The organism is Cupriavidus sp. UBA2010 (assembly GCF_002335265.1).
Taxonomy (GTDB): Bacteria; Pseudomonadota; Gammaproteobacteria; order Burkholderiales; family Burkholderiaceae; genus Cupriavidus; species Cupriavidus metallidurans.
In genome coordinates, this window is record NZ_DDCI01000014.1 from 172,701 (window position 1) to 198,677 (window position 25,977).

At 65.1% G+C, this 25,977-nt stretch carries 26 protein-coding genes, 1 tRNA gene and 1 riboswitch; of the genes, 13 read left to right on the forward strand and 14 right to left on the reverse strand.

Annotated features, from left to right (window positions below; all coding sequences use genetic code 11):
• Positions 1–654: 654 nt before the first annotated feature.
• Complete coding sequence (locus tag B2246_RS10845; RefSeq protein WP_035884446.1) at positions 655–1,362, forward strand: ArsR/SmtB family transcription factor; 708 nt, start codon at positions 655–657, stop codon at positions 1,360–1,362.
• The gene (locus B2246_RS10850) at positions 1,353–1,859 is read left to right on the forward strand and encodes a DUF6630 family protein (RefSeq protein ID WP_008651396.1); all 507 of its coding nucleotides are present in this window, start codon (positions 1,353–1,355) and stop codon (positions 1,857–1,859) included. Before B2246_RS10845 ends, B2246_RS10850 begins: the two co-directional genes overlap by 10 nt.
• 3 nt (positions 1,860–1,862) lie before the next feature.
• On the opposite strand, the gene B2246_RS10855 is transcribed toward B2246_RS10850, so the two are convergent.
• The 3 genes from B2246_RS10855 to B2246_RS10865 form a co-directional block, all read right to left on the reverse strand.
• Positions 1,863–2,861, reverse strand: coding sequence for a LysR family transcriptional regulator (locus B2246_RS10855; RefSeq protein WP_008651395.1), 999 nt, complete (start codon positions 2,859–2,861; stop codon positions 1,863–1,865).
• 271 nt (positions 2,862–3,132) lie between these two features.
• The gene (locus B2246_RS10860) at positions 3,133–4,080 is read right to left on the reverse strand and encodes a Dyp-type peroxidase (protein WP_008651394.1); all 948 of its coding nucleotides are present in this window, start codon (positions 4,078–4,080) and stop codon (positions 3,133–3,135) included.
• A 210-nt stretch (positions 4,081–4,290) separates the two neighbouring features.
• Positions 4,291–5,196, reverse strand: a complete 906-nt coding sequence (locus B2246_RS10865; protein WP_286880426.1) for a LysR substrate-binding domain-containing protein — start codon at positions 5,194–5,196, stop codon at positions 4,291–4,293.
• Between the two features lie 159 nt (positions 5,197–5,355).
• On the opposite strand from B2246_RS10865, the gene B2246_RS10870 reads away from it, so the two are divergent.
• Genes B2246_RS10870 through B2246_RS10880 form a run of 3 tightly spaced genes read left to right on the forward strand, consistent with a single transcriptional unit; the run spans position 5,356 to position 8,676 of the window.
• Complete coding sequence (locus B2246_RS10870) at positions 5,356–6,348, forward strand: Bug family tripartite tricarboxylate transporter substrate binding protein (protein WP_286880427.1); 993 nt, start codon at positions 5,356–5,358, stop codon at positions 6,346–6,348.
• Between the two features lie 55 nt (positions 6,349–6,403).
• Positions 6,404–7,423, forward strand: coding sequence for a DUF1338 domain-containing protein (locus B2246_RS10875; RefSeq protein ID WP_286880429.1), 1,020 nt, complete (start codon positions 6,404–6,406; stop codon positions 7,421–7,423).
• A 29-nt stretch (positions 7,424–7,452) separates the two neighbouring features.
• Positions 7,453–8,676 (forward strand): PLP-dependent aminotransferase family protein, encoded by a 1,224-nt coding sequence (locus B2246_RS10880; protein ID WP_286880430.1) that lies wholly within the window; start codon positions 7,453–7,455, stop codon positions 8,674–8,676.
• Positions 8,677–8,685: 9 nt separating this feature from the next.
• On the opposite strand, the gene B2246_RS10885 is transcribed toward B2246_RS10880, so the two are convergent.
• Complete coding sequence (locus B2246_RS10885; protein WP_008651388.1) at positions 8,686–9,009, reverse strand: DUF190 domain-containing protein; 324 nt, start codon at positions 9,007–9,009, stop codon at positions 8,686–8,688.
• Between the two features lie 208 nt (positions 9,010–9,217).
• Here B2246_RS10885 and B2246_RS10890 point away from each other — a divergent pair, with 208 nt between their 5' ends.
• From B2246_RS10890 to B2246_RS10900, 3 genes are all read left to right on the forward strand, one after another.
• Complete coding sequence (locus B2246_RS10890; RefSeq protein ID WP_286880431.1) at positions 9,218–9,484, forward strand: PepSY domain-containing protein; 267 nt, start codon at positions 9,218–9,220, stop codon at positions 9,482–9,484.
• A gap of 2 nt (positions 9,485–9,486) precedes the next feature.
• Positions 9,487–10,041, forward strand: a complete 555-nt coding sequence (locus B2246_RS10895; RefSeq protein ID WP_008651383.1) for a cytochrome b/b6 domain-containing protein — start codon at positions 9,487–9,489, stop codon at positions 10,039–10,041.
• Between the two features lie 34 nt (positions 10,042–10,075).
• Positions 10,076–10,175, forward strand: a riboswitch (glycine riboswitch).
• A gap of 173 nt (positions 10,176–10,348) precedes the next feature.
• A complete protein-coding gene (locus B2246_RS10900) occupies positions 10,349–11,617 on the forward strand; it encodes a D-amino acid dehydrogenase (protein ID WP_035884441.1) in 1,269 nt (422 codons plus the stop codon).
• A 64-nt stretch (positions 11,618–11,681) separates the two neighbouring features.
• On the opposite strand, the gene B2246_RS10905 is transcribed toward B2246_RS10900, so the two are convergent.
• A tRNA-Leu gene (locus tag B2246_RS10905) sits at positions 11,682–11,768 on the reverse strand.
• A gap of 76 nt (positions 11,769–11,844) precedes the next feature.
• Positions 11,845–13,437, reverse strand: coding sequence for a diguanylate cyclase domain-containing protein (locus B2246_RS10910; protein ID WP_008649526.1), 1,593 nt, complete (start codon positions 13,435–13,437; stop codon positions 11,845–11,847).
• Between the two features lie 130 nt (positions 13,438–13,567).
• Here B2246_RS10910 and B2246_RS10915 point away from each other — a divergent pair, with 130 nt between their 5' ends.
• Entirely contained in the window at positions 13,568–14,035 is a 468-nt protein-coding gene (locus tag B2246_RS10915; protein WP_008649524.1) for a hypothetical protein, read from the forward strand.
• 32 nt (positions 14,036–14,067) lie between these two features.
• On the forward strand, positions 14,068–14,409 hold the full coding sequence (locus B2246_RS10920) for a hypothetical protein (RefSeq protein ID WP_008649522.1): 342 nt from the start codon (positions 14,068–14,070) through the stop codon (positions 14,407–14,409).
• Positions 14,410–14,508: 99 nt separating this feature from the next.
• On the opposite strand, the gene B2246_RS10925 is transcribed toward B2246_RS10920, so the two are convergent.
• Positions 14,509–15,021: a hypothetical protein gene (locus tag B2246_RS10925; protein ID WP_008649521.1), complete on the reverse strand. Its 513-nt coding sequence runs from the start codon at positions 15,019–15,021 to the stop codon at positions 14,509–14,511.
• A 125-nt stretch (positions 15,022–15,146) separates the two neighbouring features.
• The gene (locus B2246_RS10930) at positions 15,147–16,421 is read right to left on the reverse strand and encodes an MFS transporter (protein WP_286880432.1); all 1,275 of its coding nucleotides are present in this window, start codon (positions 16,419–16,421) and stop codon (positions 15,147–15,149) included.
• A gap of 166 nt (positions 16,422–16,587) precedes the next feature.
• Between B2246_RS10930 and B2246_RS10935 the strand changes: the two genes are divergently transcribed.
• Both B2246_RS10935 and B2246_RS10940 read left to right on the forward strand, forming a co-directional pair.
• Positions 16,588–17,589 (forward strand): LysR substrate-binding domain-containing protein, encoded by a 1,002-nt coding sequence (locus B2246_RS10935; protein ID WP_286880433.1) that lies wholly within the window; start codon positions 16,588–16,590, stop codon positions 17,587–17,589.
• 50 nt (positions 17,590–17,639) lie between these two features.
• The gene (locus tag B2246_RS10940) at positions 17,640–18,026 is read left to right on the forward strand and encodes a hypothetical protein (RefSeq protein ID WP_186426095.1); all 387 of its coding nucleotides are present in this window, start codon (positions 17,640–17,642) and stop codon (positions 18,024–18,026) included.
• 20 nt (positions 18,027–18,046) lie between these two features.
• Here the strand turns inward: B2246_RS10940 and B2246_RS10945 are convergent, their stop codons facing one another.
• From B2246_RS10945 to B2246_RS10970, 6 genes are all read right to left on the reverse strand, one after another.
• Positions 18,047–19,651: a phospholipase D family protein gene (locus B2246_RS10945; RefSeq protein WP_286880435.1), complete on the reverse strand. Its 1,605-nt coding sequence runs from the start codon at positions 19,649–19,651 to the stop codon at positions 18,047–18,049.
• A 21-nt stretch (positions 19,652–19,672) separates the two neighbouring features.
• A complete protein-coding gene (locus B2246_RS10950) occupies positions 19,673–20,500 on the reverse strand; it encodes a mechanosensitive ion channel family protein (RefSeq protein WP_286880436.1) in 828 nt (275 codons plus the stop codon).
• 86 nt (positions 20,501–20,586) lie between these two features.
• Positions 20,587–20,766: a hypothetical protein gene (locus B2246_RS10955; protein WP_040011187.1), complete on the reverse strand. Its 180-nt coding sequence runs from the start codon at positions 20,764–20,766 to the stop codon at positions 20,587–20,589.
• Between the two features lie 37 nt (positions 20,767–20,803).
• Positions 20,804–22,261, reverse strand: coding sequence for an efflux transporter outer membrane subunit (locus B2246_RS10960; protein WP_008649513.1), 1,458 nt, complete (start codon positions 22,259–22,261; stop codon positions 20,804–20,806).
• Between the two features lie 2 nt (positions 22,262–22,263).
• Positions 22,264–23,838, reverse strand: a complete 1,575-nt coding sequence (locus B2246_RS10965) for an MDR family MFS transporter (RefSeq protein ID WP_008649512.1) — start codon at positions 23,836–23,838, stop codon at positions 22,264–22,266.
• On the reverse strand, positions 23,831–24,976 hold the full coding sequence (locus tag B2246_RS10970; protein WP_008649511.1) for an HlyD family secretion protein: 1,146 nt from the start codon (positions 24,974–24,976) through the stop codon (positions 23,831–23,833). The genes B2246_RS10965 and B2246_RS10970 overlap by 8 nt, the downstream gene beginning before the upstream one ends.
• Before the next feature lie 107 nt (positions 24,977–25,083).
• Here B2246_RS10970 and B2246_RS10975 point away from each other — a divergent pair, with 107 nt between their 5' ends.
• Positions 25,084–25,785, forward strand: coding sequence for a CerR family C-terminal domain-containing protein (locus tag B2246_RS10975; RefSeq protein ID WP_008649510.1), 702 nt, complete (start codon positions 25,084–25,086; stop codon positions 25,783–25,785).
• Positions 25,786–25,977 lie beyond the last annotated feature (192 nt).

Genomic DNA, 25,977 nt, shown 5'->3' on the forward strand with positions numbered 1-25,977 from the left:
GCGGAGTACCCGCCACGCAACATGGCGGAGGTACATTGCACGAGAAATCGGCGGAACAAGGGCGATGCTTGAGGGCGGGGACGCGGGTGGGATCGCCCGGACCGCCCGTTTGCCCTCACACCAACCACCCGCGCAAAATGTGTGCGTAGCGGCGCGATGGCGAAGCCCTACCCTACCTTGAGCCGGTAAGCCCTGAGAACGTCTGCTTTTGGGAAGTTTCGACGCCCGCTCAGGGTCGACTATGGTCCTCCTCGATCAGCTTATCGGATAACCACAATGGCCCGGCACTTACAGCACGTTTGAAACAATCGCTACCAATCGACGTGGTCAAGGCGTTGCACTTCTTGACTGGAGTGGCTCGTTCGACTCGGTCCGAATCGTGGCCTTGGAGGACGATGACTTGCGCCCGCTCATCATCGACATAAATGAGGTCGCAACGCTCGCGATCCAGCCTGTCCCCGCCACCGTACGTTTCTCCAGCGTCCTTTTTGGACCGCCAGGACGGTCGCTTCGCGTGCGCCGATTTCGTCTCTTCACAAGAGCTTAATTTACTAGTAAGAACATAGTCTGCTAGCAAGGACTTCGTTTGCACTGCTCAGTGCGGCCCCCCCGACTCCCCTATACTGCATCCGTCCCTTCACGGAAGCATGAACTATGGAATTCGCTCCTGGCATCAGCCAGCTTGCGGGGTTGCTGGCCGACCCGGGCCGCGCCGCGATGCTGTGGGCGCTGATGGACGGAAGCGCCCGGCCCGCCGGCGAACTGGCGTTGATCGCCGGATTGTCTGCGTCATCGACCAGCGGACATCTGACCCGCCTCTCCGAAGGCGGTTTGCTGGTGGTGGAAACTCGCGGGCGCAATCGCTACTATCGGCTTGCCACGCCGGAAATTGGCGTGGCCATCGAGGCGCTGGCCACCGCGTCGCTGGCCAGTCAGCCGCCGCGCATGCGTGCCGTGCCCGTTTCGCGCACCACGCCGCCTGCGCTGAAGCAGGCACGAACTTGCTACGACCATTTGGCCGGGGAACTTGCTGTGGGGCTTTTCGAACGAATGTCGCAGGCGGGCTGGATCGCCGTGGACGGCACGCGGGTCGACCTGACCGGAGATGGCACGCAGGCCATGGGGCAGTTGGGGATCGACGTGGATGCGGCGCGACGCAAGCGGCGGCAGTTCGCCTGCACGTGCCCCGACTGGAGCGAGCGCAAGCCGCATCTGGGAGGGGCGCTCGGGGCCGCGCTGCTGCAGGCGATGCTGGCGCGCGGCTGGATAGAACCTACAAGCACGTCGCGCGCGCTGCGCGTGACACCGCGTGGGCAAAATGAAATCGGAAAGGTAGCGGCAGGAGAGAACAGATGGCGATAGAACTGGAAGACGATGCGCAGGACGCCGTAAGCCGGCTGTTCGCGCTGATCAACCTGGGCGACACGCAACAGACCACACGGCAGCTCACGCTCCTAGAGGAAGCCCTGGAAGACGCCGAGGAAGACGACGTCGATGCGGAGGCATTGCTCTCTCAGATCAAGGAGATCATCGACTGGGAATCAGGCTTCTATGTCGACTGGAAGGACGTGGAGTCCTTTATCGGCTGCCTGAACCAGTTATGCGAGCGTATCGATCTCGAGATCGACTGGGGCACCGACGATACCGAGGATGAGGATTTCCTCGAAGGCACCAGCGTGCCCGAACTCATGGAGCTGGCGGCCGATCAGCTCCGCGTGGCGGGCTACACGCTCTGGAACTGGGATACGGGCGGCGATGCCTATGCCGGCTGGATCACGCGCAGCGAGGACGACGACGAAATGCTGGAAATCGCCGACACGCTGGGCTTCGACGCCCGCAGCGGCGACCAGCCTTTCTGACGCTCAGTCGAGGGTGATGACGGTGGGCTCGCCATCGTCATCGTTCTGATCTTCCGCGCGCTCCTCAATGCGCGTTGCGGCCGTCACGCGCACTCCGGGCCGACGCGTTTCCGGCACACCCAGCGTTTCCTCGAGCGCATCCAGAAATGCGCGCACGCTGGCCGGCATCAGCTTGCGGGCGGGCATCAGCACATAGACCTTCAGCGGGGACGATGCGTAGCCAGGCAGCACGCGCACGAGCTTGCCCTCCACAAGTGCCTCGCGCACAAATCGCGGCGACAGGCGCGTCACGCCCAGGCCATCCACCGCGGCATTAAACCGGACTTCCGCGTTGTGCGTGCAGATGCGGGGTTCCACATCCATGGCGAAGGTTTCCACCCCATCGCGCAGGAATTCCCAACGCGTATCGTCAAGATTGCCGACCGTGGGCCAGCCCTGCAAATCCTGCGGCGTGCGCGGCAGTCCACGCTCGCGAATCAGGGACGGCGCGGCATAGAACGCGCGTTCGATCAGCACCACCCGCTTGCTGGCAAACGAGCTATCGCTCAACCCCGTGTCTGTCATGACGAAGGCCAGGTCGTAGCCGTGGCGGATCAGGTCTGGCTGGTCCCAGCTCACATCGAGTTGCACGCGCAGCGAGGGATGCAGCTTGAGCAGCCGGTTCACCGTCGGCGAAAGGTGCTGCGAACCGACTTCATAGGGTGTGGCGATGCGGATCGTGCCGCTGACCTCTTCGCTGACGGACGCCGCTTCCGCGCTGATCTCGCGCAGTTCGCCGAACAGTGGCGCCACGCGATCATATAGTTGCTGGCCGCGCTGAGTGACGCGCACCCGACGCGTGGTCCGCTCGAACAATCGCACGCCGAGTTGCCCTTCCAGCCGCGCCACCGCGGCGCTCGCCGATGACTTCGGGACTTCGGCCAGTTCGGCCCCCTGTGTGAAGCCGCCCCCTTCCACCACGCGGCAGAAGATTTCCCAGTCCTTCCAGTCGATCGATTTCATTGCGCACCTTGTTCACGCGAACACCGGGAAAACCCTTACCCGATGGGGCGCGATTGTCCCACACCACGAACAATGATGGAGTCCATGCTCTTAGTGTGGGTATTACGGGAGTATGACAGGGTCAGTTTTTTTGGTGCGAATCGGATGCAGTGGCGTCTGAAGTGGCCGGCAGCCCCAGCGGCTGCTCGCCGAACAGGTCGGTCGGATCCACCGATTCGCACTCGGCCTCGACGGACATGCCGAGGCCGCCATCATCGTCCAGGCCCGCGGTCTATGGGTTGCGTTCCGCGAGCGCTTCGAGCAGCGCTTGAGACGGTACGAAGAACAGGCTGCCGGTGACTGCCTTGCTGTAGTCGAGCAGCCTGTCGTAGTTGCCCGGCGGACGCCCGACGAACATGTTCTCGAGCATCTGCTCGATTGGCGCGGGCGAGCGCGCGTAGCCGATGAAATAGGTGCCAAACTCGCCCTTGCCGGGCGAGCCGAACGGCATGTTGTCACGCAGGATCTTCACTTCCTTGCCGTCCTCTTCCAGCGTCGTCAGCGAGCTGTGCGAGCACGTCGGCTTGACCGACTCATCGAGTTCGATGTCGGACAACTTGGTCCGCCCGATGATGCGCTCCTGCGCCTCGACGGAAAGCTCGTTCCAGCCGGTCATGTCATGCAGGTACTTCTGCACGATCACGTAGCTGCCGCCTGCGAACGATGGGTCCTCGTCACCGATGATCGTGAAATCCACGGCTTCGCGGTCCACTGGATTCTCGGTGCCGTCGACAAATCCCACCATGCTGCGCATGTCGAAGTAGCGGAAGCCATGCACTTCGTCGACCACAGTCACCGCCGCGCCGAGCCGGCCGATCAACTGGGTCGCGAGTTCGAAGCACAGATCCATATGTTCCGCGCGGATATGCAGCAGCAGATCGCCCCGTGTGGCCACGGCGCGTCGATCACCGGCGCCGAACTCGCGGAATGCATGTAGCGATGCGGGACGCGGGCCCCCGAACAGCGCATCCCAGGCGTTGGTGCCAAAGCCGCAGACGCATGACAGGTTGCCGCCCGGCACACGTTTGCCGACGGACCGCACGAGCGCTGCGACATCCGCGCACCAGGCGCGCACGGTCGCGGCGTGCTCGGCACCGGGCGTCAGCGTCGCGACGATGAAGATCGCGCTGCGGGTAATGGGTTGATAGACGGCCTGGGGTTCGATCGGGTCGTTTGGCATGGGGGAGTGAGTATGGTTATGGCTTCAGACGCTGACTGCGCGAGACAGTCTTCAAGACTAGAACACGTGCACCAGTTGGGAAAGCCACACCTTGGCATGGGTTTCCGGGACCACGACCATGTTCCGTACCCCATCGTATACGGCACTCAAGCCTTGGCGCAACGCGAAGTCACAACGCAAAGTCATAAGGTCGTTCCCTCGAGACTCCCTCTACGTCGCGACGCCCACGAACTCGCCCGCTGCCTCCAGCAACCATTCGCGCAGGTGCCCCATCGCATCGCTCATTGGCTGCGTGTCGGGCACCACGAGGTAGTACGCACTCGTCGCGCGCAGTGATCGCGCCACGGGTGTCACCAGCAGCCCGCGCGTCAGGTACTCCTCCACCAGGAAACGCGGCACCAGCCCGATGCCAAGCCCCGCGCGCGCCGCGCTGATGACCATGCTGTGGTGGTCATAGCGCGCGCCGCGCAACGCATTGACATCGTCAATGCCGGCAGCCTCCATCCATTGCTTCCAGCCGAAGCTGCGCGTGACCAGGTGCAGCAGCGGCGATCGCGCGATGTCGTTGACACTGACCCGCTTCTTGCCGCCAAAAAAGTCTGGATGGCAGACGGCTACCGACTCCTCGCCAAACATCCGGTCCACTCGCGCGCCCGGATAGACCGCCTCGCCGAAGTGGATCGCCGCGTCGTACGGCGTGCCCTCGAACAGGAACACATCCGACTGCGCGCGGATGTTGACGATGACCTGCGGGTGGCGGGCATAGAAACCCGGCAGCCGTGGAATCAGCCACTCGACGGCCAGCGTTGGCACGCAGGCCAGCTCCACCGTGCCACCCACACCTTCGTGCGCCATGACGTCCAGCGTGTCGCGCTGCAGCTTGCGCAGCATCTCGCGCACCTGGCGGCTATAGAGCACCCCCGCCGCCGTCAGCGTGATGCGCTGGTTGGCCCGGTGAAAAAGCTGCACGCCAAGCAGGCTTTCCAGCGAGGCGATCTGGCGCGATACCGCGCTCTCCGTGATGTACAGGTCTGCCGCCGCGCGCCGCAGATTCAGATGCAGCGCCGCCGCGTCGAAGGCACGCAGGTTGGACAGGCTCGGAAGACGTTGGCGCATGAGGCGGGGACGGACTTGTTGACTAAAAGTCATCATCCTATACCGAAATCTCGCTTGAAACCGTCAGCTTGATGAGGAACGATTCGAACTCGCACCGCCGCGCCCCCTCTTAACGCGGCACCCCAGAACGAACAAAGACAAGCAGGACAGGGAGACAACATGAAGCGTTTGATCAGCGCCCTCGCAGCTGCCGGCCTCGCATTCGGCGCGGCTGTTCCCGGCATCGCCGCCGCCCAGGAATTCCCGGCCAAACCCGTACGCATCATCGTGCCGTATCCACCGGGCGGCACCACCGACATGGTGGCGCGCCTGATCGGCGACCAGCTCGCGATCCAGTGGAAGCAAACCGTCCTCGTCGACAACCGTCCCGGCGCGGGTGGCATCGTCGGCACCGGCACGGCGGCCAAGTCCCCGGCCGACGGGTACACGCTGCTGATGGGCTCGGTGGGCGAGTTCGGCATCAATCCGACGCTGTACAAGAAGCTGCCCTACGACGCCGGCGCCGACTTCGTGCCGGTGACGATGGTCGCCAAGGTGCCGAACGTGGTCGTAGTGTCGCCGGCCTTCGCCGAGCGCGCCCATGTGCAGACGCTGGGCGAACTGATCACCTATCTGAAGGCGCATCCGAAACACGTGAACATGGCATCGGCCGGCAATGGCACCTCCACGCACCTCGCGGGCGAACTGTTCCAGCGCATGACTGGCACGGAGATGAGCCACGTCGCCTACAAGGGCAGCAGCCCGGCCATCGCCGACCTGATGGGCGGCAGCGTCGACGTGATGTTCGACAACCTGCCGGCTTCGCTGCCGTTCATCCGTTCGGGCAAGCTCAAGGCGCTGGCGGTGACCACGCCGGCACGCTCGTCGGCGTTGCCCAATGTGCCAACCGTCGCCGCCGCCGGCCCGGTGCCAGGCTTCGACGCCAGCCCGTGGTTCGGTCTGCTCGCACCGCGTGGTACCTCTGCAGCCGTGGCGCAGAAGATTAGCCAGGACCTGACGCGCGTGCTCGGCGAGCCCGCCGTGCAGGCCAAGATGCGCGAACTCGGCGCCGAACCGGCACCGAGCACGCCCGATGCCTTCGCCGAGGTTCTGAAGAAGGATCGCCAGAAGTGGGGCGACATCGTCCGACTGTCCGGCGCCTCGGTGGACTGAAACCACCTACGTTATTCCAACTGCCTTTCCGCGCGTCCCCGCGCGGCATCTCATCATGATTTCCAACGTCACCTCGCTCGTATCCCTTAGCCTCGGCACCGAAGCCGCCACGCGGCTCTCGCAACTGGTGGCCACACCCACGCTGCCGACCGGCAAGCTGGGTCACCCCACGCGCGCCGAGATCGCTCATGCGCTGAACCTGGTGCTGTTCGCCGGCATCCTGGATCGCGTGCCCACCGGCAAGGCCTACACGGAGGATGTAGCGGCCGCGGGCGGCAAGGTGCACTTCGACCACGGCGCGCTGCGCACCGTGCGCTGGCAGGAGAACGGCGCGTTGCCCGCAGGCGAGGCAGCCTTCACGCGTATCCTGCGCCCGCTCGGCTACCGCCTCAATGGCACGTATCCGCTCGACCGCATCGGCATGACGGGCCGCTCGTATGCCCACGCCGATGCGCCGGAGGAAATCGCGCAGTTCTTCCTCAGCGAATTCCATCCCGAGCGCTATAGCGAGGAATTCCAGCAAGCCGTGAGCCACGTCGTCGGCAACTCCGTCGATCCGCTCACGCCGCGCGCGCAGTCGCTACTGTGGGAACTGGAACGTGACGGCGCGCTGCCGCTGGCCGATGCCGGGGAGCTGATCGACCTGCTGGCCGGCTGCTTCGAGCGTCAGCACGCCACACCGCATCTGAACGACTACGAACGCCTGCTGGCCGAGTCGTCCGAGATGGCGTGGATCGCCACCGAAGGGAATGCATTCAACCACGCCACCGACCGCGTGGAGGATGTCTTCGCGGTATCGGACGAACAGAAGCGTGTGGGCCGCCCTATGAAGGAAAAGGTCGAGGTGTCGCAAAGCGGCCGCGTGAAGCAGACCGCGTTCCGCGCCGATCCGGTTCGCCGCTCGTTCGTTGGCGCCAGCGGTGACGAGGTGGTGCGCGAGGTACCGGGTTCGTTCTACGAGTTCATCACGCGCGATCGCTACGTGGACGAGGCACAGGCCATCACGCGCACGGACCTGGGCTTCGACGCCGGCAATGCGCAGGGCATCTTCAAGATGACCGCCGCGGCCTGCTGAAGCGCGACGTCCGCAACCACGAGCACGCCATGGCCGCCTACCCCTTCGTTCCCGCGCTACGCGAGCCGCAAGGCTCGCCGATCCGCGAGCTGTTCAAGTATCTCTCCGACCCGGAGATGATCTCGTTCGCCGGCGGCTATCCGTCCGCCGCGTTGTTCGACGTGGAAGGCATCGGCGCGGCATCCGCGCAGGCATTGCGTGAACGTCCTGCCGAGTGCCTGCAGTACGGTGCGACGGAGGGCACGCCTGCGCTGCGCCAGGCGCTTGCGGCCCTGATGGCGGAGCGTGGCGCGGCCGTCGCCCTGGACGAACTGCTGGTCACCAGCGGCTCGCAGCAGGGCTTCGATTTTCTCGTGCGCGCGCTGGTGGAGCCGGGCAGCCTTGTGCTGGTGGAGGAACCCACCTACTCGGCCACGCTGCAGGCATTGCGGCTGGCCGGCGCTGACGTGCGCGGCGTGCCGTCCGACCATGACGGCATGAACGTCGACGCACTGGAGGCGATGCTCGCGAACGCGCCGGCACGTCCGCGCATGATCTACACGGTGCCGACCTTCGCCAATCCAACCGGCGCCACGCTGTCACCCGCGCGCCGGCTTCAATTGCTGGAACTGGTGGCACAGCACGGGATCGTGCTGGTCGAGGACGATCCTTACGGCGCGCTGTGCTTCGACGGTCCGCCGCCGCCGTCGCTGCTCGCGCTTTGCAATCAGGTACCCGGCGCGCGCCCGTGGCTCGTGCATCTCGCGAGCCTGTCGAAGACGCTGGCGCCAGGACTGCGGCTGGGCTGGATGGTGGCCGCGCCGGAGATCGTGCGTCGCGCGGTGATCGCCAAGCAGGTGTCGGACCTGTGCACGCCGCCATGGCTGCAACTGACCGCCGCGCACTACCTTCAGGCCGGAAACCTGCCCGCGCAGGTCGGGCGGGAAGTGGCGGTCTACCGCGACAAGCGCGATCGGCTGACGACGGCGTTGCGCCAGGCGTTCGGCAAGCGCATCCGGTTTGCGGATCCCGCCGGTGGCATGTTCCTGTGGGTATCCGTGGATGGCATCGACGACGCGGCGGCGCTGCTGCCCCATGCCATCGCAGAGAAAGTGCTGTTCGTGCCGGGTGCCGGCTTTTATGCCGAGCGTCGCGCGCGCCCCGCGTTCCGGCTGTCGTTCGTGGGCGCCGATCCGGCGCAGATCGAGGAAGGCGTGGCGCGGCTTGCCCGGGCCGCGGCGCGTGCCGGGGTATCCGTCATCAATCCGGCCTGAGCCAGGCGCTCAGATATCGAGCGTGCCGACGAAGCCGAACTCGACCGGCGTCTTCGCATAGAACAGGCGGATGTCTTCGTGACGCAGGCGCTCCAGCAGCGCCTCCACCTCTTCGACCGTGGCAACCACAGTCACCTCTTCCGGCCGATCGGCAAGTTCGATGAAGTGCCAGGAGTGGAAGCGATGGTCGTGCCCGATTCCCTCCGCCGCCACCGTGTGCGTGGCGCCGCGAATCTGCATCTCCCGCATCACCTGCATCAGCCAGTGCGATAGCTGCTTGCCGTGATAGCGCCGACCTTCCTGGGTGTAGAAGGTGAGTTGATAGCCCTGCATGACATCTCCCTGCGGGTCCGGATTGGCCAGAAGCTGGAGCCCCCCACGTGGCAGTTTCATCGTATGCCAGGTGACTGCAATGGTCCAAGACCAGCCGCTGGGCCGCGAGCGCCCGACACCCCCTGGGAAACCCAGTGTTGAGAATGGCTCTCATTCTGAGTTAGGATGCCGCCATCGCCCCTTGCGGGGCTCATTGCCGGAGAAGTTCATGCAGAAGATTGCCGCTTTCCTCGTTGCCGGAGTGTTCTCGACCGCCGCTTTCGCCGGCGCCAACTGCGCCAAGCACCCGAAATCCGAATGGATGCCGGAAGCCGATGCCAAGGCCAAGATCCAGGAACAGGGCTACAACATCAAGAAGTTCAAGGTGGACGGCAATTGCTACGAGATCTACGGCACGACCAAGGATGGCAACAAGGCCGAGATCTACTTCGACACCAAGACGCTTGAAATCGTCAAATCGGAAATCGGCAGCTAAGCATGTCGGCGCCCGCGGACCGGACGAACGCCCCCGACACGATTCGCGTCTGGGACGTGGTCGTGCGCTTCACGCACTGGAGCGTGGCGGCCATCGTCTGCTTTGACCTCGTCCAGGACTCCGGAGACAAGGTGCACCGGACCCTCGGCTACATCGCCGCGGGGCTGGTGCTGTTCCGGGTCTTGTGGGGCTTCATCGGCAGCCAGCCTGCGCGTTTCCGCACATGGCTGCCACGTCCGTCCGCCATGCTGGCTTATGGCAAGGCACTGGTCGCCGGCCGCGCGCCGCGGTATGTCAGCCATACGCCGCTGGGCGCCGTCGCCATGCTGGCCATGTGGGCGCTGATCCTGGCGCTGGCGGTCACCGGCTGGATCTCGCGTCTCGATGCGTTCTGGGGCGAGGATTTGCCAGTCGACATCCATCGCTGGCTGGCGAACGGGCTGCTGGCGCTGGTGATCCTGCATGTGGCCGCGGCCATCGTCATGAGCATCAAGGGCCGCGAGAACCTCGTCGCTGCCATGATCACGGGGCGCAAGCCAGGTGATCCGCACCGCTAGCGGATTTATATGGCATAGTTGCCATCGTTTTACCCCGCGTGTATCGGGAGAGTCTGTGCCAGCCGCCCGGCCGACACAGCGCCGAAGGAGCAACCGCCCCGGAAACTCTCAGGCAAAAGGACCGGTACCCGCCATTGAACTCTGAAGAACCCCGGCTTGCACGTCAGCCGGCGGTACCGAAGGAGCAAGCGGCACGCGTATTGTTCGTGTGCCGCGAATCTCTCAGGTCAAGGACAGAGGGGGCGTCCGCAACCGCGCATGGTGCGCGGCGGACTGCCATCCCACGACGTCCTGAAAGACCTTCGACATGAAATCCATTGCAGTGATCGGCGGCGGCATCACCGGCGCCACGACGGCCTACGCCCTGGCCAAACGCGGGTTCTCCGTCACCCTGTTCGAACGGCACCGCTATGCGGCCATGGAAACCTCGTTCGCCAACGGCGGACAGCTCTCCGCCTCCAACGCGGAAGTCTGGACGCACTGGTCCACGCTGGCCAAGGGCCTGAAGTGGATGCTGCGCAATGACGCGCCGCTGCTCGTCAATCCGCGTCCGACCTGGCACAAGCTGAGCTGGTTCGCCGAGTTCATCGCATCGATCCCGCATTACCGCCGCAACACGGTGGAGACCACGCGGCTTGCCATTGCCGCGCGCCAGCACCTGTTTGCGTGGGCGGAGGCGGAGGGCATCGACTTCGACCTCAAGCGGCGCGGCATCCTGCATATCTATCGGGACAAGGCGGGCTTCGATCACGCAGGGCAAGTCTCGAAGCTGCTCACCGAAGGCGGACTCGAACGGCGCGCGGTGACCCCGGACGAGATGCGAAGCATCGAGCCGACGCTGGCAGGCCGGTACTACGGCGGCTACTACACCGAAAGCGACTCTACCGGCGACATCCACAAGTTCACCACTGGTATCGCTGCGGCGGCGCGCAGACTGGGCGTGCAGATGCTCTACAACCAGGACGTGAGCGCCGTGTCGACCAGCGGCCGGCGAGTGACGATCGTCTCGGCTGACGATGGCCAGACGACATCACGCGAATTCGACGCCGTGGTCGTCTGCGCCGGCGTTGCCAGCCGCGAATTCGCGCGCCAACTCGGAGACCGCGTGAACATCTACCCGGTCAAGGGCTATTCGATCACGGTCAACCTCAACGACGCCGAAAGCCAGGCCTCGGCGCCCACGGTCAGCCTGCTCGACGACGAAACCAAGCTTGTCACCAGCCGTCTGGGCGTGGACCGATTCCGCATAGCCGGCACCGCAGAGTTCAATGGCGTCGACCGCGACATCCGCGCCGATCGCATCCGTCCGCTGATCGACTGGGTCCATGCTTGCTTCCCCGGCGTCAGCACCCGCAGCGTGGTGCCCTGGGCGGGGTTGCGACCGATGATGCCAAACATGATGCCGCGCGTCGGTCGGGGCCATGCCGCTAACGTGTTCTACAACACAGGGCATGGGCATCTGGGCTGGACGCTGTCCGCCGTGACGGCCGAGATGGTGGGGGATGTCGTGCGCCACGCCGCTACGGAGCAGCAAGGGCGCGTGGGCGTTGGCGGATTGGTGGTGGGCAACGGCTGAGGGAAGCCTTTCTTTCCGGGCGTAGAAACGAAAAAAGCCCCGCTTGCGCGGGGCTTTTCGAATCTGGTGCCCAGAAGAGGACTCGAACCTCCACAGTGTTGCCACCGCTAGGACCTGAACCTAGTGCGTCTACCAATTCCGCCATCTGGGCGATGCGAGCCGCGAATTCTACAGAAGCCTGTGGAATTTGCAAGCCCCTGTGTGAATTCTCGCGAATTCATTCCGGGTCAGTTGCCGCGCAGTTCCAGGTAGAGCCCGCCATCGACCACGTAGCGGTTCCGGCCCGCCCGCTTGGCGCGGTACATGGCGCTGTCGGCGCGATGCAGCAGTGGCTCGAGGCGCGGCGCGTCGGGCACGGCGCAGACCGCGCCGACGCTGATCGTCACGAACGGCTGCACCGGCGTGCCGTGGTGGGGAATGCCCAGCTCGCGCACCGCTGCCACCATCCGGCGCGCGATGGTTCGCGTCTCCTCGGACGTGGAATCCGGCAGCACCACGGCAAACTCCTCGCCACCCAGGCGGGCGCAAAACTGCGTGCCGTCGAGCACGCAGGTCAAGGCCGTCGCGACCTGCCGCAGGCACTCATCGCCACGCGGATGGCCATAGAGATCGTTGAACTGCTTGAACAGGTCGACATCCAGAATCAGCAGGCCGATTTCCGTGCCGCGTTCGTAGGCGCGTGTCACCGCGGCATGCGACTCGCGCTGGAAGTAGCGGCGATTCGGAATGCCGGTCAGGGCATCGACGTCGAGGTCCGCCTGGGCGCGCGACAACTCCTGCGCGGTCTGCCCAAGCTGCATGGCCAGCGCCTGCTCGCGCGACTGATAGCGGCTGATGTCGCGCATGAACACGAGCCTGCCGATTGGCTTGCCATCCATCCGGCAAACGGGCTCCACCGTCAGTTCGTACTGCGCGCCCTGGGGAATCCCGGGATTCGTGCCGACGTCTTCGGCCGTGGTCGGCAAAGACAGCAAGTCCTGCCACGTGGCAGGCGCCACCTCGCCTTGCGCCAGTTCCGGCAACATGCGCGCCGCCGCGGGGTTGAACTCGACGATGGTGCCGTCCAGGCCGAGGATCACGCAGCCTTCGCGGATAGTGTCGAAAACACGCAGCCGCGCGTAGTGCCCGACATCGTCCAGATGCGATCGCAGCGCACAGAACCAGACCAGCACCGTCATGACCGAGAACGTGGCCGGTGTGAGATCACCGCCGAGCGGGCCGGTCAGGCGTTCCAGATAGGCGAGATGAAAGACCAGCGGCAGCGCCAGGCCGCACGCCAGGATGTTCCGTCCGCGCACCGACAACGCCGCGTTCGGCACCTTGGCCGTGATGAGGAAGTACAGGCTCAGTCCGAGCAGCGCATAGGTCCACGCCGCCATGATCGTGTAGCCGATGCCGTGGTGGAACACAGCGCCGGGTGATACACCGGGGGGCATCAGTTCGATCGAGGTCCAGACCAGATGGTGGCGCTCATTGGTAAACACGAGCACGACCGACAGGACGGCCGCCATCACGGGCACCCATAGCTTCGACCAGGGCACCACGAAATGCGGCCGGCTGACATGGATCATCGCCACGAGCCAGCCAATTGGCACAGCCACGATCCCGAGGTACTGGAGCTTGGCCCAGAAGATCCGCCCAGCCATGTCCGATTCGCTGATCTCGAGCAGCCGTCCGCCGCTCCAGACCACCACGCCCCCGGCCAGCAGCAGGAACGCCCTGACCGTAGGGTCGTCACGGCGCGGCCAGGCGGCAATGGCCATGCCCACGCTGCACACCACGGCGATGGTCAGACAAAGGACGAGAGGATACGATGGCATGGAAGGTCGGCCGAACCAGATCGGGGCCCCGACTGGCTGTGCGGGGCGAACCATTATAGGCTTGCGCAGTCCGACACTGGCGCGGCGCCCGGTGGCGCCGCCAATGCACAACACATCCGGAAAACCGAACGTGCCAATCATTCTCCTGGGGCTGGCGTTACTGGCTGCCTTTGTCTACGGCGTCGTGCAGCTCTACCTGAAAGTAGCCGCCGCTTACGGCGCGATCGCCGGCACCGCCGCAGTGGTTGCGCTGCTTGCCGCCCTGACCGCGCTGGCCGTGCGCTGGCTGCAACGCTATCGGGCCATCCACGGCAAGCGTGTCAACGGCGAGCGAGTGCTCGCGCTGACCGGAGACTGGGGTAGCCTGAGGCTGGACGCCGAGCGCAAGAACGGTGTCCTGGAGATGAATGGCCGGCGTGTCGTGCTGATCTTCGCCGATATCGGCGAGGCCCGCGCCGTTGCCGCCGATGGCAAGTGGCACATTGCGCTGACGCTGCACCACCACACGCCCGCAGACTGGAAGATCCCCGTCGCGGACGGCAGCACCGCCAACCGCTGGAGCAAGATCTTCACGCTGGCGGCAGCGCAGAAACTCTAGAAATCGCTGTTATCTTCACAAGGAGCCTCCGCATGACTCGATCGAACCGCCAATTGAAGCGACTGACCACCGCCAGTGCTGTCGCGCTCGTCGCCATGGTGGCCGGTTGCGCGTCGCAACCGCCGGCAGAGCCGATTCCGAACCCGGGCCCCCAGGGTGGCCGTGGCACGCCGGAGGGTTGCCAGGCCGACAAGCTGGGCGACGAGGCGCTGATCGGCAAGACCGAAGCCGAGGCCGCCGCCCTGCTCAAGGGCTGTGCCTGGCGCTTCGGCAGCCGCGACGGCCAGAGCCTGCCGGCCACGATGGACTACAACCCGCAGCGCCGGTCCATCGACGTGGTGGGCGGCAAGGTCACCGCCGTTCGTCGGGGCTAACTTCGGGGAGACTTCGCGGATGCCTTCGCGGCTAACTGCGCGGATGCCCTGGTGACTAATCTCGCCGCCAGGGCAGTACCGCATCGGGTAACGCGGCCGCTACTTCGAGCGGCTGCGGTCCGCGCCGTACGTATCCATGATGATCATCGTGCGATCCAGCACCCCGTTATCGTCGAAGTAGGCGCTGAAATGCGCCGGCACGTAGCCGGGCAGGTACATGCGGTACGACCACGCCTCGCGCTTCATCAACGGGTAGTACTGAATTGGCTCGCGCGGCATGCCCCAACGTTCCAGAACGTCCCGCTTGGTCCAGGCGTTGGGCTGCGCCTTGTAGATTTCGGCCTCGGTCAGCATCTGCCGGAACGCGATCAGCTTGCCCGATCCATCGAAATCGGCCGCGTAAACGTCATACCCGTAGGGCTGCTTCGAGTAGATCCAGCGCAGCGTGCCGTCGGCAAGCTGATGCGTCTCGGTGGGCTTGCCAAATGTGTCGCTCACGGCCGACTGCGGACTCCCGATCATCTTCTGCCCGGTCTCCACGGGTTGCAGCGACGCACATGCGCTCAAGACCAGGGCGGCGATCCCCATCCAGACGGGTAAACGAAGTTGCATGGTTGGCTCCGGTATCGGTGAGACTCTCGTGCCCAGCATACTCCACTTGGACTGCTTGAGCGCGTATCTCGCCTGCTACGTAAACACCGAAGCGCCAGGGTTTATTCCGCAGGACACATAGCCCGTCATGCCCGTGCCGGGCGCATCGGCGCGCGCGCGATCGCCCGATCGTCAATCGGCCAGTGCAGCGCGGCGGCAATCACCCCCAGTGCCATCGCCCCCATCCAGACCAGGTCATAGGACTGCGTCAGCTCGAACACCACCCCACCCAGCCAGACGCCCAGGAACGAGCCGAGCTGGTGGCCGAAGAAGACGAAGCCGAACAGCGTGGTGATGTAGCGCACGCCGAATACCTGGGAGACGATGCCGCTAGTCAGCGGCACGGTGCCGAGCCACAGGAAGCCCATCACCGCTGCGAACGCATACAGGCTCAACGGGCTCAGGGGCAGCAGCACGAACAGGGCCATTGCCGACGTACGCGCCAGGTAGATGCCGGCTAGCAGGTACTTCCGCGTATGCCGCCCGCCCAGCCAGCCGAACACATAGGTGCCGAAGATATTGGCCAGTGCGATGATGGCCAGCGCGGCCATGCCGTCAGCGGGCTGCATCCCCTTGTCGCGCAGGTAGGCGGGCAGATGGTTGGCGATAAAGGCCAATTGGAAGCCACATGCCAGGAAGCCGAGGTTGAGCAGCCAGAAGCCCGAGTGGCTGAGAGCTTCGCGGATGGCGGACAGCATCGGCATCGGTGGCTGGCCCCCAGTCGCGGCGTCGAATGCCGGGGTGCGATCGCGGAACGGCAACGCGAACGGGATCAACACCGCCGCGCATACCGCCAGCACCATCAGCGCGTTCGTCCAGCCGACGAACGACAACAGCGCCTGCGCGGACGGCACCATAAGGAACTGGCCGATGCCACCGATCGCCCCGGCGATGCCCAGCGTGCGGCTGCGGTCCTCTGGCGGCACCATGCGGCTCAGCGCGCCATAGACCACGCCGAAGGTCGTGCCAGACTGCGCCACGCCGATGCAAACCCCGGCGACCAGCACGAACGCCGGCGCGCTCGTGATCACCGCCATCCCGTAGAGGCCCAGCGCGTACAGCACCAGACCGGCCAGCATCACCTTCCAGGAACCGAACCGGTCGGCCACCATGCCGGTGAATGGTTGCGCGATGCCCCAGGTCAGGTTTTGCACGGCCATGGCGAAGCCGATCGACTCGCGCGTCCAGCCGCGGTCGCCGGTGATTGGCAGCAGGAACAGCCCTTGCACGTGCCGCGCGCCCAGCGCAAGGCCCATGACCAGCCCGCCGGCCAGCAACAGGAAGACGGTATCGCGCCACCATGGCGCAGGGGCCGCGGGCTGCGATGCGGCGCGAGTATGGGAGCGGGGAGCGTTGGTCATGCTGTCGGTCGGATGAGGGCCTTGAATGTCCTCCATTTCATGTGCTCCGGTGCGGCGATTCAACCGACATTTCGGGCGTTTTACCATGCGCCACACGCATGGCAAGAGATGGCGAGCCATGCTGTAATGGCGCCATTCGCCCCTGCCACAGCCATACACCCCCGTCATGTCCGAACCGCTCGCCCGGATGTTCTCCCTCGATCTGCTCAAGGGCTTCGTCGCCGTGGGCCGGCGCATGAGCATCACGCAAGCCGCCGAGGACCTCTGCCTGACCCAGTCGGCCGTCAGCCGCCAGGTCCGGGCGCTCGAAGAGCAGCTTCAGGTCCGGCTGTTTATCCGGCGGCACCGGGGTGTCGCGTTCACGCCGGAAGGCGAGCGGCTGTTCCGCAGCGCCGACGGCGCCTTGCTGCAACTGCAAAACGTGGCGGCGGAGCTGCGCAAGCGCGATGGCCGGCAACCCGTGACGGTAACAGCCAGCATTGGTGTGGCGGGCCTCTGGCTGTTGCCGCGGCTAGGCTCGCTGCAGCGCCAGTACCCGGGTCTGGACGTGCGCCTGTCCGCCAACAACCAGATCAGCGATCTGCGTGCCGATGGCATCGATCTGGCGATCCGCTATTGCCCGGCATCGGCCGCGCCGCCCCTTGCTGTCCATCTGTTCGACGAGACCATCGCCCCGGTGGCGAACCCCTCGGTGGGCGCCCACCTCGTGGCGACGCCCGAGGCGCTGGCGGAACTGCCGTTGATCGAGTTCGACGATCCACGCCCATGGCTACACTGGCGCAACTGGCTCGGCGCGCAAGGCTACCGCCAGGCCAGCCGCCGCGGCATCCTCCGCTTCAACCAGTACGACCAGGTGATCCATGCCGCGCTGGCCGGGCAAGGCGTGGCGCTCGGCCGCCTCGAACTGATCCAGTCGTGGATCGACGGCGGCCAACTGGTGGTTGCCGCGACCGGTGGTGCAGCCATGCCCAGCCCCAACGCCTTCTGGCTGATTCACGCCAGAGAGCAACCGCGCGAGGACGTCCGGCGTGTGGCGGAATGGATCCGGAGTGAAGCCGCCGGCATAGCCGCGACTGGTGGCGCCAGCCACTCACCCCCCGCACCCCCAATCCCTACTTTGGTGGGGCAAGCAAACCCGCCGTCAAGAAACGCGCGTCTGATCCGATAAGATGGTCGACGGTCGCCGAATGGCGTCCAGCGTGTTGATGTGGAGCCACCATGGACCCCCTTTCGTTCGAGTTCGTGACTGTCGAGGAAGCCAAGAAGGTACTCGACGGGAATATGCCGCCTGCTGCGCGGACCGACTGGACCGAGATGCGCCAGCCCTCGGATGCCACGGAACAGACGCTGACACCCGAAGCACTCAGATGGCTCGCCCAGTTGCCGCGTGAAGTCCGGCCGCTCGAACTGTTCCACACCTATCCGCGTATTGCCAATCAGTTGGCCAGGCTAGCTGCCCCGGCCGCCGTGTCGGCATTCCTCGCCGATCTGCTGATCGACAAGCGTGGCGACCGGCAGGGCTTTCCGGGCGGTATCGCGCCGGAGCTTTCGAAGCTTCAGGAGCATCTGCTGCAACTGCTCCAGTCCCCCGACGCCACCGCCTGACACCCCCTGGATCATCTCGGCTACAACTCATCCTCCAGCGGCAGGAGTCCAAGAAAGTCGATGCCGATGTGCTGCCACACGCTCATGCCGGGCTCCTTGTCGGTGGTGACTTCCTTGCCCTGCTCCATCGTTGTCCACGTCAGGCCTTCCTGACCCGCTGCATCGGTACGCACCCCAATGCGCCACGCGATCTCGGGCAGCCGCTTGTCCACGTCGGCCACAAGCCAGGCTGCCAGCGTGGGACTGTCGAGCACGACCCCCATCTCGGTATTGAGCCGGCTCGATCGCGGGTCCAGATTCGGGGAGCCCACGAACAGGAACCGCCGGTCGACGACATAGGCCTTGGCGTGAAGGGTTGCGCGGCTCGATGTGAAAGTGCGAGCGTGTCTGCCACGATCTTGCGTCAAACCGGTGCTGGCGGTGGGCTTGAGTTCGTACAGTTGGATTCCGGCGTGGAGCAGCGCCAGACGGCGTGGCGCGTAGCCCGCATGGACCGCGGAAACATCCGTGGCCGCGAACGAGTTGGTCAGCACCCGCACCTTGACGCCGCGTTTGACGATGGCAGCCAACCATTTCTCGGTGTCGTCGTCCGGTACAAAGTACGGTGAGATCAGCACCAGTTCGGTCTGCGCCGCCTCCATCAGCGCCCGTAGGCGGGGAATGGCGTGAGTCGACGGATCGTCGGGATCGTTCTCGATCTTGTCAGGCGAGTCGGCAATCACGCGCGCACTGCCGACGTGGCCCGGCAGATGACCCACTTCGATGCCGCGCGCCAGCCCCGAGTCCAGCAGCTCCTGCACGAAGGGACTGGCACGAGCCACGTCTCCCTTTGCCTCGACTTCCTTGCGAAAGCGTCGCAGTTCCTCAGGTGCCTCCTTGCCCTCGGGCACCAGCGCGGCCACCGGATACGCGCTCTCGCTGTTCCAGTACTGGTCGAACACGTTGCTGGCGGCCTGCACGACGGGCCCGGCGACCATCACATCCAGGTCGCTGAAATCGACGTCGGGTCGGGCCGAGAAGTACGCGTCTCCGATATTGCGGCCACCGACCACGCCCACGAGGTTGTCCGCCACCATCAGCTTGTTGTGCATGCGCCGGTCCAGGCGGCCGAAATCGACCATCATCTCGGCCCAGCGCGCGGAGCGGTTGGCAAACGGGTTGAACAACCGGGTCTCGATGTTCGGATGGGCATCGAGCGCCGCCCAAAGCTTGTCCTGATTGGTGGAATGCAGGTCGTCGATCAGCAGACGCACCCGCACGCCACGGTCGGCGGCATCGATCAACTCGCCAAGCAGGGCGCTGCCCGTGGTATCCGCATCAAATAAGTAGTACTGGAGATCGAGCGTCTTGCGCGCCGCGCGCGCCAACGCCATGCGGACCGCCAGCGCATCGGGCCCCGAACCCAGCGGATAGAAGATCGATTGACCCGGATTCCGCGCCAGCCGTGGCGCCAGGGAACTGGCCAGCAGCGTATCGCTGGTATCGGTCGACGCGTAGCTCGGCGTGCGGTCAGGATGCGCAGGCAGACTGGCGCAACCTGCCAGCACCAGGATGCAAGCCGACAGGCAGGCCGACAGGAACCGGGGGCCAACGCTCGTACTCCGTTGTTGCAACGCCTGCGCCATGGCGACCCCCAGGTGGTTGGTTCACTGCTGCGCGACGCTCTTCCGCGCCGGCTCGCGATAGTAGCCACGCACGATCTGCTGCGCTACGGGCAGCCTGGCGCTAACCGGGGCCGGAAACCGCACGATCGCGTCGAAGCGGTCCACGTCCACCGGCTCAAACAGCACGCGCGGCTCGAACTGCGACAGGTCGACGAACCGCATGTCGCCATAGCGCCGCAGCGTCCGGCCAGCTTCTTCCATGAAGTCCTCGCAAGCCTGCCGCGCCACCTTGATCAGGCGCGCCTCGACATCCTCGGGGTCCACACCCACCTCCAGCGGAATGCGCACGGTATCGAGCGTATAGGCACCGGCCTGGGAATGGTTGCGCACCGCCGTGGTCAGCAACATGCTGTTGGGGACCTGCACGGTAAAGCCTGTGTAATGGCGCGCCGGAGCTACCTCCACCAGCGTGGTCGACATCACATCCATATCGATGACCTCGCCGCCGAACGGCCCGATCTCCACCAGATCGCCCAACTGGAACGGTCGCGTGACCATGCGCATGAACGCGCCCAGGAAGCACATCACCAGTTCCTTACCGACCAGCAGCAGTGCCGCGGCAAACGCGGCCAGCGAGATCGCCACGCTTTTCAGTTCCGACACCCAGATGCCCAGCAGCAGCAGGAAGGTCACCGCCGCGACGAAGTTCCGCGATGCCACGGTCCAGGCGCGATAGCTGCCGCGATTGTCGGCCTGCAGGCGGGCCGAGAAAAAGCGGTTGATCAGCTTGACCACCATCGTGCCCACGAGGACCACGAACAGGCTGGTGACCACGTTGATCACGATGCTGTCGTTGGCGTTGAAATGCATGGTCATTCGTCCCGGGTTCGCGCCGCCCCAAGTCGCCTGTCACGCACAAAGCGGTGGCAGGGCGCGCCTGTCCTGGGGAATTCTAGTCACACGGCACCGCCCTGCACCAGCGTATTCCATCCGGTTTCGTGTGCCGGGCCCGTCCCGCTACCCCGAGGCGCGATGCAGAACATCAAAACTGAATCGTCGAGCGGGGGCAGAATCGCCCGCGCCTGCCGCCACTGCGCGGTGCCATTCACAAGGATCGAGATGATGTTGAAGTCCACCCGCCGCTGGTAAACGCGCCGCAGTAAGCGGGCCGGGTCAGGAGGCTGGCGCTGCGGAAGATTGCCAGCCGAGGCCCAGCGACTTCTGCAGCGAGACGAAATCCTTGAGGAGATCCGCATCGCCCGAGATGCGGCTCTGTTGGGCCACCACTCGCGTGCGTTCGACGTCGAGCCATTCGAGCATGCTGGCCGTGCCGGCGCGGTAGCGCTGCTGCTGCAGCGTCGAGGCGCGCTCCGCCGATGCTTCCACGCGGCGCAGCACAACCACGTGCTCACGCTGATGGCCGTAGCGCGACAACGCGACATCGGCATCGCGCAGTGCCTTCAGCACCACGCTCTCGTAGCTGGCCTCCGCTTCGTCACGCCCGCCCTCGGCGCCCTCGACCCCTGCGGCCACACGGCCGAAATCGAGGATGTTCCATTGCAGGCGCGGCAGCGTCATCCACGTGCCATTTTCCTTGCGCGCGAGGTGGCTGGGGTCCGTCGCCGCGAAGCCCAGCGAGCCGAGCAGCGACAGCTTCGGAAACCAGTCCGCCTTGCGCACGCCGATCTGCGCCGTGCTCGATGCCAGACGCCTTTCGGCGGCGCGGATATCGGGACGTGATTTTAGCAGCGCGGCCGGATCGCCAACGGCGACGGTTTCCGGCACACCGGGCAACGGCTTCGGCGCCGATAGCTCCGCGTCGAGCGTCCCCGGCGAGCGACCGGTCAGCATCGCAAGCTGGTCCAGCGATTCGGCGATGCTGGCTTGCACCGGCGACATCTGCGCGCGCGTGTTGTCGAGCTGCGTCATCAGCCTCTCCACTTCGAGCTGCGATGCCACGCCTCGTGCGCGACGCTGCTGCGTCAGGTCGAGCATCTCCGCTTCGAGTTGCTCGGACGACGCCAGGTGCGCAAGGCTTTCCTGCTGCTCGCGCAGCGTGATGTAGGCCTGTGCCACTTCGGCGGCCAACTGCACGTGGGCATCGGCCAGTTGCGCATCGGCGGCATCGGCTTCGGCCGACGCGGCTTCGATCGAGCGACGCGTACCGCCGAACAGGTCGATCTCCCAGCTTGCGTCGAAGGCTGCGATATAGAGCGACAACGGCCCGCGCCCGGCATTCGACGAGCCCTGGCCCGACAGCGCGGACAGGTTCGGCGAGCGCGTGCGCAACGTGGCCGCATCGACGGCAACCGTCGGGAACAGGTTGGCCTTGTTCCCGGCCAGTCCGGCACGTGCCTGTCGCACGCGCGCGCGCGCCACGCGGATATCGGGACTTTGCTTCAACGCCGATTCGATCAGTCCATCGAGTTGCGTGTCGCCCAGCGCGTGCCACCAGTCAGCGACACGCGGCGTCTGGCTGTCGGTGCCCTCCCCGGCGCGGGGAAATTTGCCGGTGTCGATCGCGTTACCAGCCACCTGCGGCGCGCCGCGATAGTCGGGGCCAACGGTGCAGCCCGCGGCGAACATCGCCGCCGCAAGCGTCAGCAAGGTGGCACGAAAGGAAACAGACATGATCAGTGACCGGTGGAAATAGGTGCGCCCGGACGGGGCGGTTTCAGCAGCAGGGCCAGCGGCACACAAAACAGCAGTGCCACGCCGAGCGCGAAGAAGGTTTCGGAGAACGTCATCACGGCCGCCTGGCGGGCAATCTGGCCACTCAGCTGGGCAATCGCCTGCAACTGGGCATGGGCATAGTCGCCGCCCTGGGCCATGAAACTCGCGATACTCGATGTCATGTGCTCCTGACCGATCGCGCTATTAGCGGTCACCGATTCGCGGATCACCGAGTCGTGATAGGCATTGCGCCGGTCGATCAGCGTGCCGAGCAGCGCGAGGCCAATCGAGCCGCCAAGATTGCGCGCCATGTTGTACAGGCCCGCGGCATCGCCCGCTTCGTGCGTGGCCACGGCGGCCATCGAAGCCTGATTCAGCGGCATCATCGCCAGGATCTGGCCGAAGCCCCGCAGGATCTGCGACGCGTAGAAGTCATGACCAACGCTGTCGACGGTCAGGCCGATATCGAGCATGCAACTGGCGAAGAAGCACACCAGCCCCGAGATGACCAGCCAGCGGCTGTCGAACTTGCCGAGCATACGCGGCAGCACGGGCATCAGCAGAAACGCGGGCAGGCCCGACAGCAGCATGATGCCGCCCGCCTGCTCGGCGTTGTAGCCGGCGATCGTCGCCAGAAACTGCGGCAGCAGGTAGGACACGCCGTACACCCCGGCGCCCACCGTGGTCACGATCAGGATCACGCTTGCGTAGTTCTTGTTCAGCAGCAGGCGCAGACGCACGATCGGCTGCTTCGCCGTGAACTGCCCGATGAGCATCAGCGCCAGGCCGCCTGCCGTCAGCAGCGACAAATAGACAATCAGGTGCGACTCGAACCATTGCTCGCGCTGGCCTTCCTCGAGCACCACGGTCAGGGAGCTGAGACCCACCGCAAGGCCAACGATGCCGAGCCAGTCGGCCTTGAAGAATGCGTTGAAATCCGCGCGCTCGGATTTCAGGCCGAAGTACAACAGCGGCACCAGCACCGCCGTGATCGGCAGATTGAGGAAGAAGCACCAGCGCCAGTTGACGTTCTCGGCCAGCCATCCGCCCACCACCGGGCCGAGCAGGGGCCCGAGCAACACGATCAGGCCGAACATCGACATCCCGATCGGCATCTGGTGCCGGGGCAGCCGCGTCCGCACGATGGTCTGCGCGGTCGGAATCATCGCACCGCCGGCAATCCCCTGGCCGATACGGCCGACCACCATTTGGGTCAGGCTATGCGACATGCCGCACATCATCGAGAACGCCGTGAACAGCAGCGCGTTCCACATCAGGAAGCGGCGCAGCCCGAACACTCGCGTCAGCCATGCCGTGAGCGGAATGATCACGATCTCGGCCATCAGGTAGCCGGTAGAGATCCAGGTACCCTCGGTACCGGCCGCCCCGATCTGGCCCTGGATCTGCGGCAACGCCGAGTTCGTGATGGAGATATCGAGCGTGGCCAGAAGCGCCCCGAGGGAGCCGGCTGCCACGGCAATCCAGTCCGCCGCGGAAGCGTTCGGCTCCCGCGCGATTGCGGCCGCTTCAGCCATGGGTGGCCTTGATGTCGGCCTGGCTCCTGGCGGGATGGAGCTCGCGCGTGTCGATGTCGACGACTACCGACAGGCCCGGCACCAGGATCGCGCGCGCTTCCGTCGGCACGTCCACATGAATCCGCACCGGCACGCGCTGGACGATCTTGGTGAAGTTGCCCGTGGCGTTCTGCGCGGGCAGCAGGGCAAACTGCGAGCCGGTACCGGGCGACAGGCTATCGACCACACCATGCAGCTCCTCACCGGGTAGCGCGTCGACGTGGAGCGTCACCGGCTGGCCGGGGCGCATGCGGCCCACCTGCGTTTCCTTGAAATTGGCGGTCAGATAGAGGTCCTGCACCGGCACCACGGTCAGCAGACGCATGCCGGGCTGGGCGAACTGGCCGACGCGCACACCCTTGTCGGCAACACGCCCGGCCGTGGTGGATCGCACCACGGTGTCATCGAGATTGAGCTTTGCCTGACGCGCGCTGGCCTGCGCCACGTCGAGCTGCGCATGCGCCTGCTCGATCCGCGCCTTCAGCGTCACCGTCTGGCTTTGTTCCACTCGCAAAGCGGCCTCGTTGGCCGCCAGCGTGGTGGATGCGCGGGTCTGCGCATTGCTCAGCTCGGCAGTGCGCTCTTCCGTTTCGGCGCCCGATTTCACCAGCGGCGCATAGCGTTCCACCTGTGATGCCGCATAGCGCGAATTGGCTCGCGCGCCATCCACTTCCGCGGCAGCCTGCGCGATCCTCGCCTGCTGCTGCGCGAGATCGGCTTCCGCGCGCGTCACGTCGGCCTGCCGCGAAGCCACGGTCGCCTGCGCCTCGTCATAGGCCGCCTGGTACTGGCGATTGTCGAGCCGCACCAGTTCCTGGCCCGCCTGGATCTGCTGGTTGTCGCGCACGTAGACTTCGGCCACGTAGCCGTTGACCTTGGGTGCCACCGTCACGCTGTCGGCCTGGATATAGGCGTCATCGGTGCTTTCGATGAAACGGGCATAGAGCCACCAGCGCACGCCGTACGCCAGGACAAGCACGAGAAGCAGCAAACCCGCGCCAAGCAGGATCTGCTTGCGGCGCGAAGTGCGGTCGGAAACGGCGGATTCTGGCGCGACGCCGGCTGGCGACGCCGTTGCGGCGGAATGGGTGGCGGACATGGGGACGCGGGGACTTCGAAGCCGGAATGGCTGAGCAATTATTCCACTTGGTAAAAATCTGTCAACTGGTATATTTCTGTCTGAATTCAGCGACAAGGACTTCCGACATGGCGCGACACAGGCCTGCGGCCGAAGGCGGTTACCAGCGTGGCGAAGAGACTCGTGCCCGTATCATTGATGCGGCGCTGCGGCTGTTCGGCACACATGGCTTTGACGGCGCTTCCACCCGCGACATCGCGCGCGAAGCCGGGGTGAACGCTCCGGCACTCCAGTACTACTTCGATAACAAGGAAGGGGTCTACCTGGCATGCATCGACTACTTCGTCGAGCGAGTGTGGTCGCTGCTGGAGGAAGTTGTGGGCCGGGCGGAAGCCGTGGTGGCCCGGGAAGATGCCAGTGATGCAGAGCTGATCGACGCCTACCTGGCGCTGCAGGCGCGCTTCATGGCCTTTCTATATGAGGGCCCCGATACAGAGCACTGGCGTCAGTTCATGGCCCGTGAACGCGCGGGACTCGGCCCCCCGGCGGCATTCGACCGCTTCGACGCCGGCATCAACCACCGGCTGTTCGCGCTGACCACGCATATCGTTGGCCGCCTGACCGGGCAGCCGGCCACGGCGGAATCCACACGTATCCGCACCATCGCCATCGACAGCCAGGTGGCATCGTTCAAGGTGATGCGGCGTCATATTCTCAAGGCGTTGAACTGGCAGGGCTATGGGGAAGCCGAGACGCAACGCGTGCAGGATGTGATGCACGACCAGACACGGACCCTGCTCGAGGGCTTGGTCGCCCAACGCGACAGGTGAGTTGGCATAACTAGAGTAAATACTCTAATCATGTCGCGCCGGGCGATAGCCTAACGCAATTTTATGTTTTAAATCAGTCGCTTAAACGTCATCAGCGGCTTCGGTTACCCCGCAATCACTCGCTATCTTTACCAGAAATATGATTGCGTCTCGAAGAAAGCCCTTGCTTATCTATCTAGTAGTAGATAATAT

Excerpts from the sequence above, each read along its gene's own strand:
- B2246_RS10845 (WP_035884446.1), top strand. The coding sequence starts at position 655 with ATGGAATTCGCTCCTGGCATCAGCCAGCTTGCGGGGTTGCTGGCCGAC.
- B2246_RS10850 (WP_008651396.1), top strand. The coding sequence starts at position 1,353 with ATGGCGATAGAACTGGAAGACGATGCGCAGGACGCCGTAAGCCGGCTG.
- B2246_RS10855 (WP_008651395.1), bottom strand. The coding sequence starts at position 2,861 with ATGAAATCGATCGACTGGAAGGACTGGGAAATCTTCTGCCGCGTGGTG.
- B2246_RS10860 (WP_008651394.1), bottom strand. The coding sequence starts at position 4,080 with ATGCCAAACGACCCGATCGAACCCCAGGCCGTCTATCAACCCATTACC.
- B2246_RS10865 (WP_286880426.1), bottom strand. The coding sequence starts at position 5,196 with ATGCGCCAACGTCTTCCGAGCCTGTCCAACCTGCGTGCCTTCGACGCG.
- B2246_RS10870 (WP_286880427.1), top strand. The coding sequence starts at position 5,356 with ATGAAGCGTTTGATCAGCGCCCTCGCAGCTGCCGGCCTCGCATTCGGC.
- B2246_RS10875 (WP_286880429.1), top strand. The coding sequence starts at position 6,404 with ATGATTTCCAACGTCACCTCGCTCGTATCCCTTAGCCTCGGCACCGAA.
- B2246_RS10880 (WP_286880430.1), top strand. The coding sequence starts at position 7,453 with ATGGCCGCCTACCCCTTCGTTCCCGCGCTACGCGAGCCGCAAGGCTCG.
- B2246_RS10885 (WP_008651388.1), bottom strand. The coding sequence starts at position 9,009 with ATGCAGGGCTATCAACTCACCTTCTACACCCAGGAAGGTCGGCGCTAT.
- B2246_RS10890 (WP_286880431.1), top strand. The coding sequence starts at position 9,218 with ATGCAGAAGATTGCCGCTTTCCTCGTTGCCGGAGTGTTCTCGACCGCC.
- B2246_RS10895 (WP_008651383.1), top strand. The coding sequence starts at position 9,487 with ATGTCGGCGCCCGCGGACCGGACGAACGCCCCCGACACGATTCGCGTC.
- B2246_RS10900 (WP_035884441.1), top strand. The coding sequence starts at position 10,349 with ATGAAATCCATTGCAGTGATCGGCGGCGGCATCACCGGCGCCACGACG.
- B2246_RS10910 (WP_008649526.1), bottom strand. The coding sequence starts at position 13,437 with ATGCCATCGTATCCTCTCGTCCTTTGTCTGACCATCGCCGTGGTGTGC.
- B2246_RS10920 (WP_008649522.1), top strand. The coding sequence starts at position 14,068 with ATGACTCGATCGAACCGCCAATTGAAGCGACTGACCACCGCCAGTGCT.
- B2246_RS10925 (WP_008649521.1), bottom strand. The coding sequence starts at position 15,021 with ATGCAACTTCGTTTACCCGTCTGGATGGGGATCGCCGCCCTGGTCTTG.
- B2246_RS10930 (WP_286880432.1), bottom strand. The coding sequence starts at position 16,421 with ATGACCAACGCTCCCCGCTCCCATACTCGCGCCGCATCGCAGCCCGCG.
- B2246_RS10935 (WP_286880433.1), top strand. The coding sequence starts at position 16,588 with ATGTCCGAACCGCTCGCCCGGATGTTCTCCCTCGATCTGCTCAAGGGC.
- B2246_RS10940 (WP_186426095.1), top strand. The coding sequence starts at position 17,640 with ATGGACCCCCTTTCGTTCGAGTTCGTGACTGTCGAGGAAGCCAAGAAG.
- B2246_RS10945 (WP_286880435.1), bottom strand. The coding sequence starts at position 19,651 with ATGGCGCAGGCGTTGCAACAACGGAGTACGAGCGTTGGCCCCCGGTTC.
- B2246_RS10950 (WP_286880436.1), bottom strand. The coding sequence starts at position 20,500 with ATGCATTTCAACGCCAACGACAGCATCGTGATCAACGTGGTCACCAGC.
- B2246_RS10960 (WP_008649513.1), bottom strand. The coding sequence starts at position 22,261 with ATGTCTGTTTCCTTTCGTGCCACCTTGCTGACGCTTGCGGCGGCGATG.
- B2246_RS10965 (WP_008649512.1), bottom strand. The coding sequence starts at position 23,838 with ATGGCTGAAGCGGCCGCAATCGCGCGGGAGCCGAACGCTTCCGCGGCG.
- B2246_RS10970 (WP_008649511.1), bottom strand. The coding sequence starts at position 24,976 with ATGTCCGCCACCCATTCCGCCGCAACGGCGTCGCCAGCCGGCGTCGCG.
- B2246_RS10975 (WP_008649510.1), top strand. The coding sequence starts at position 25,084 with ATGGCGCGACACAGGCCTGCGGCCGAAGGCGGTTACCAGCGTGGCGAA.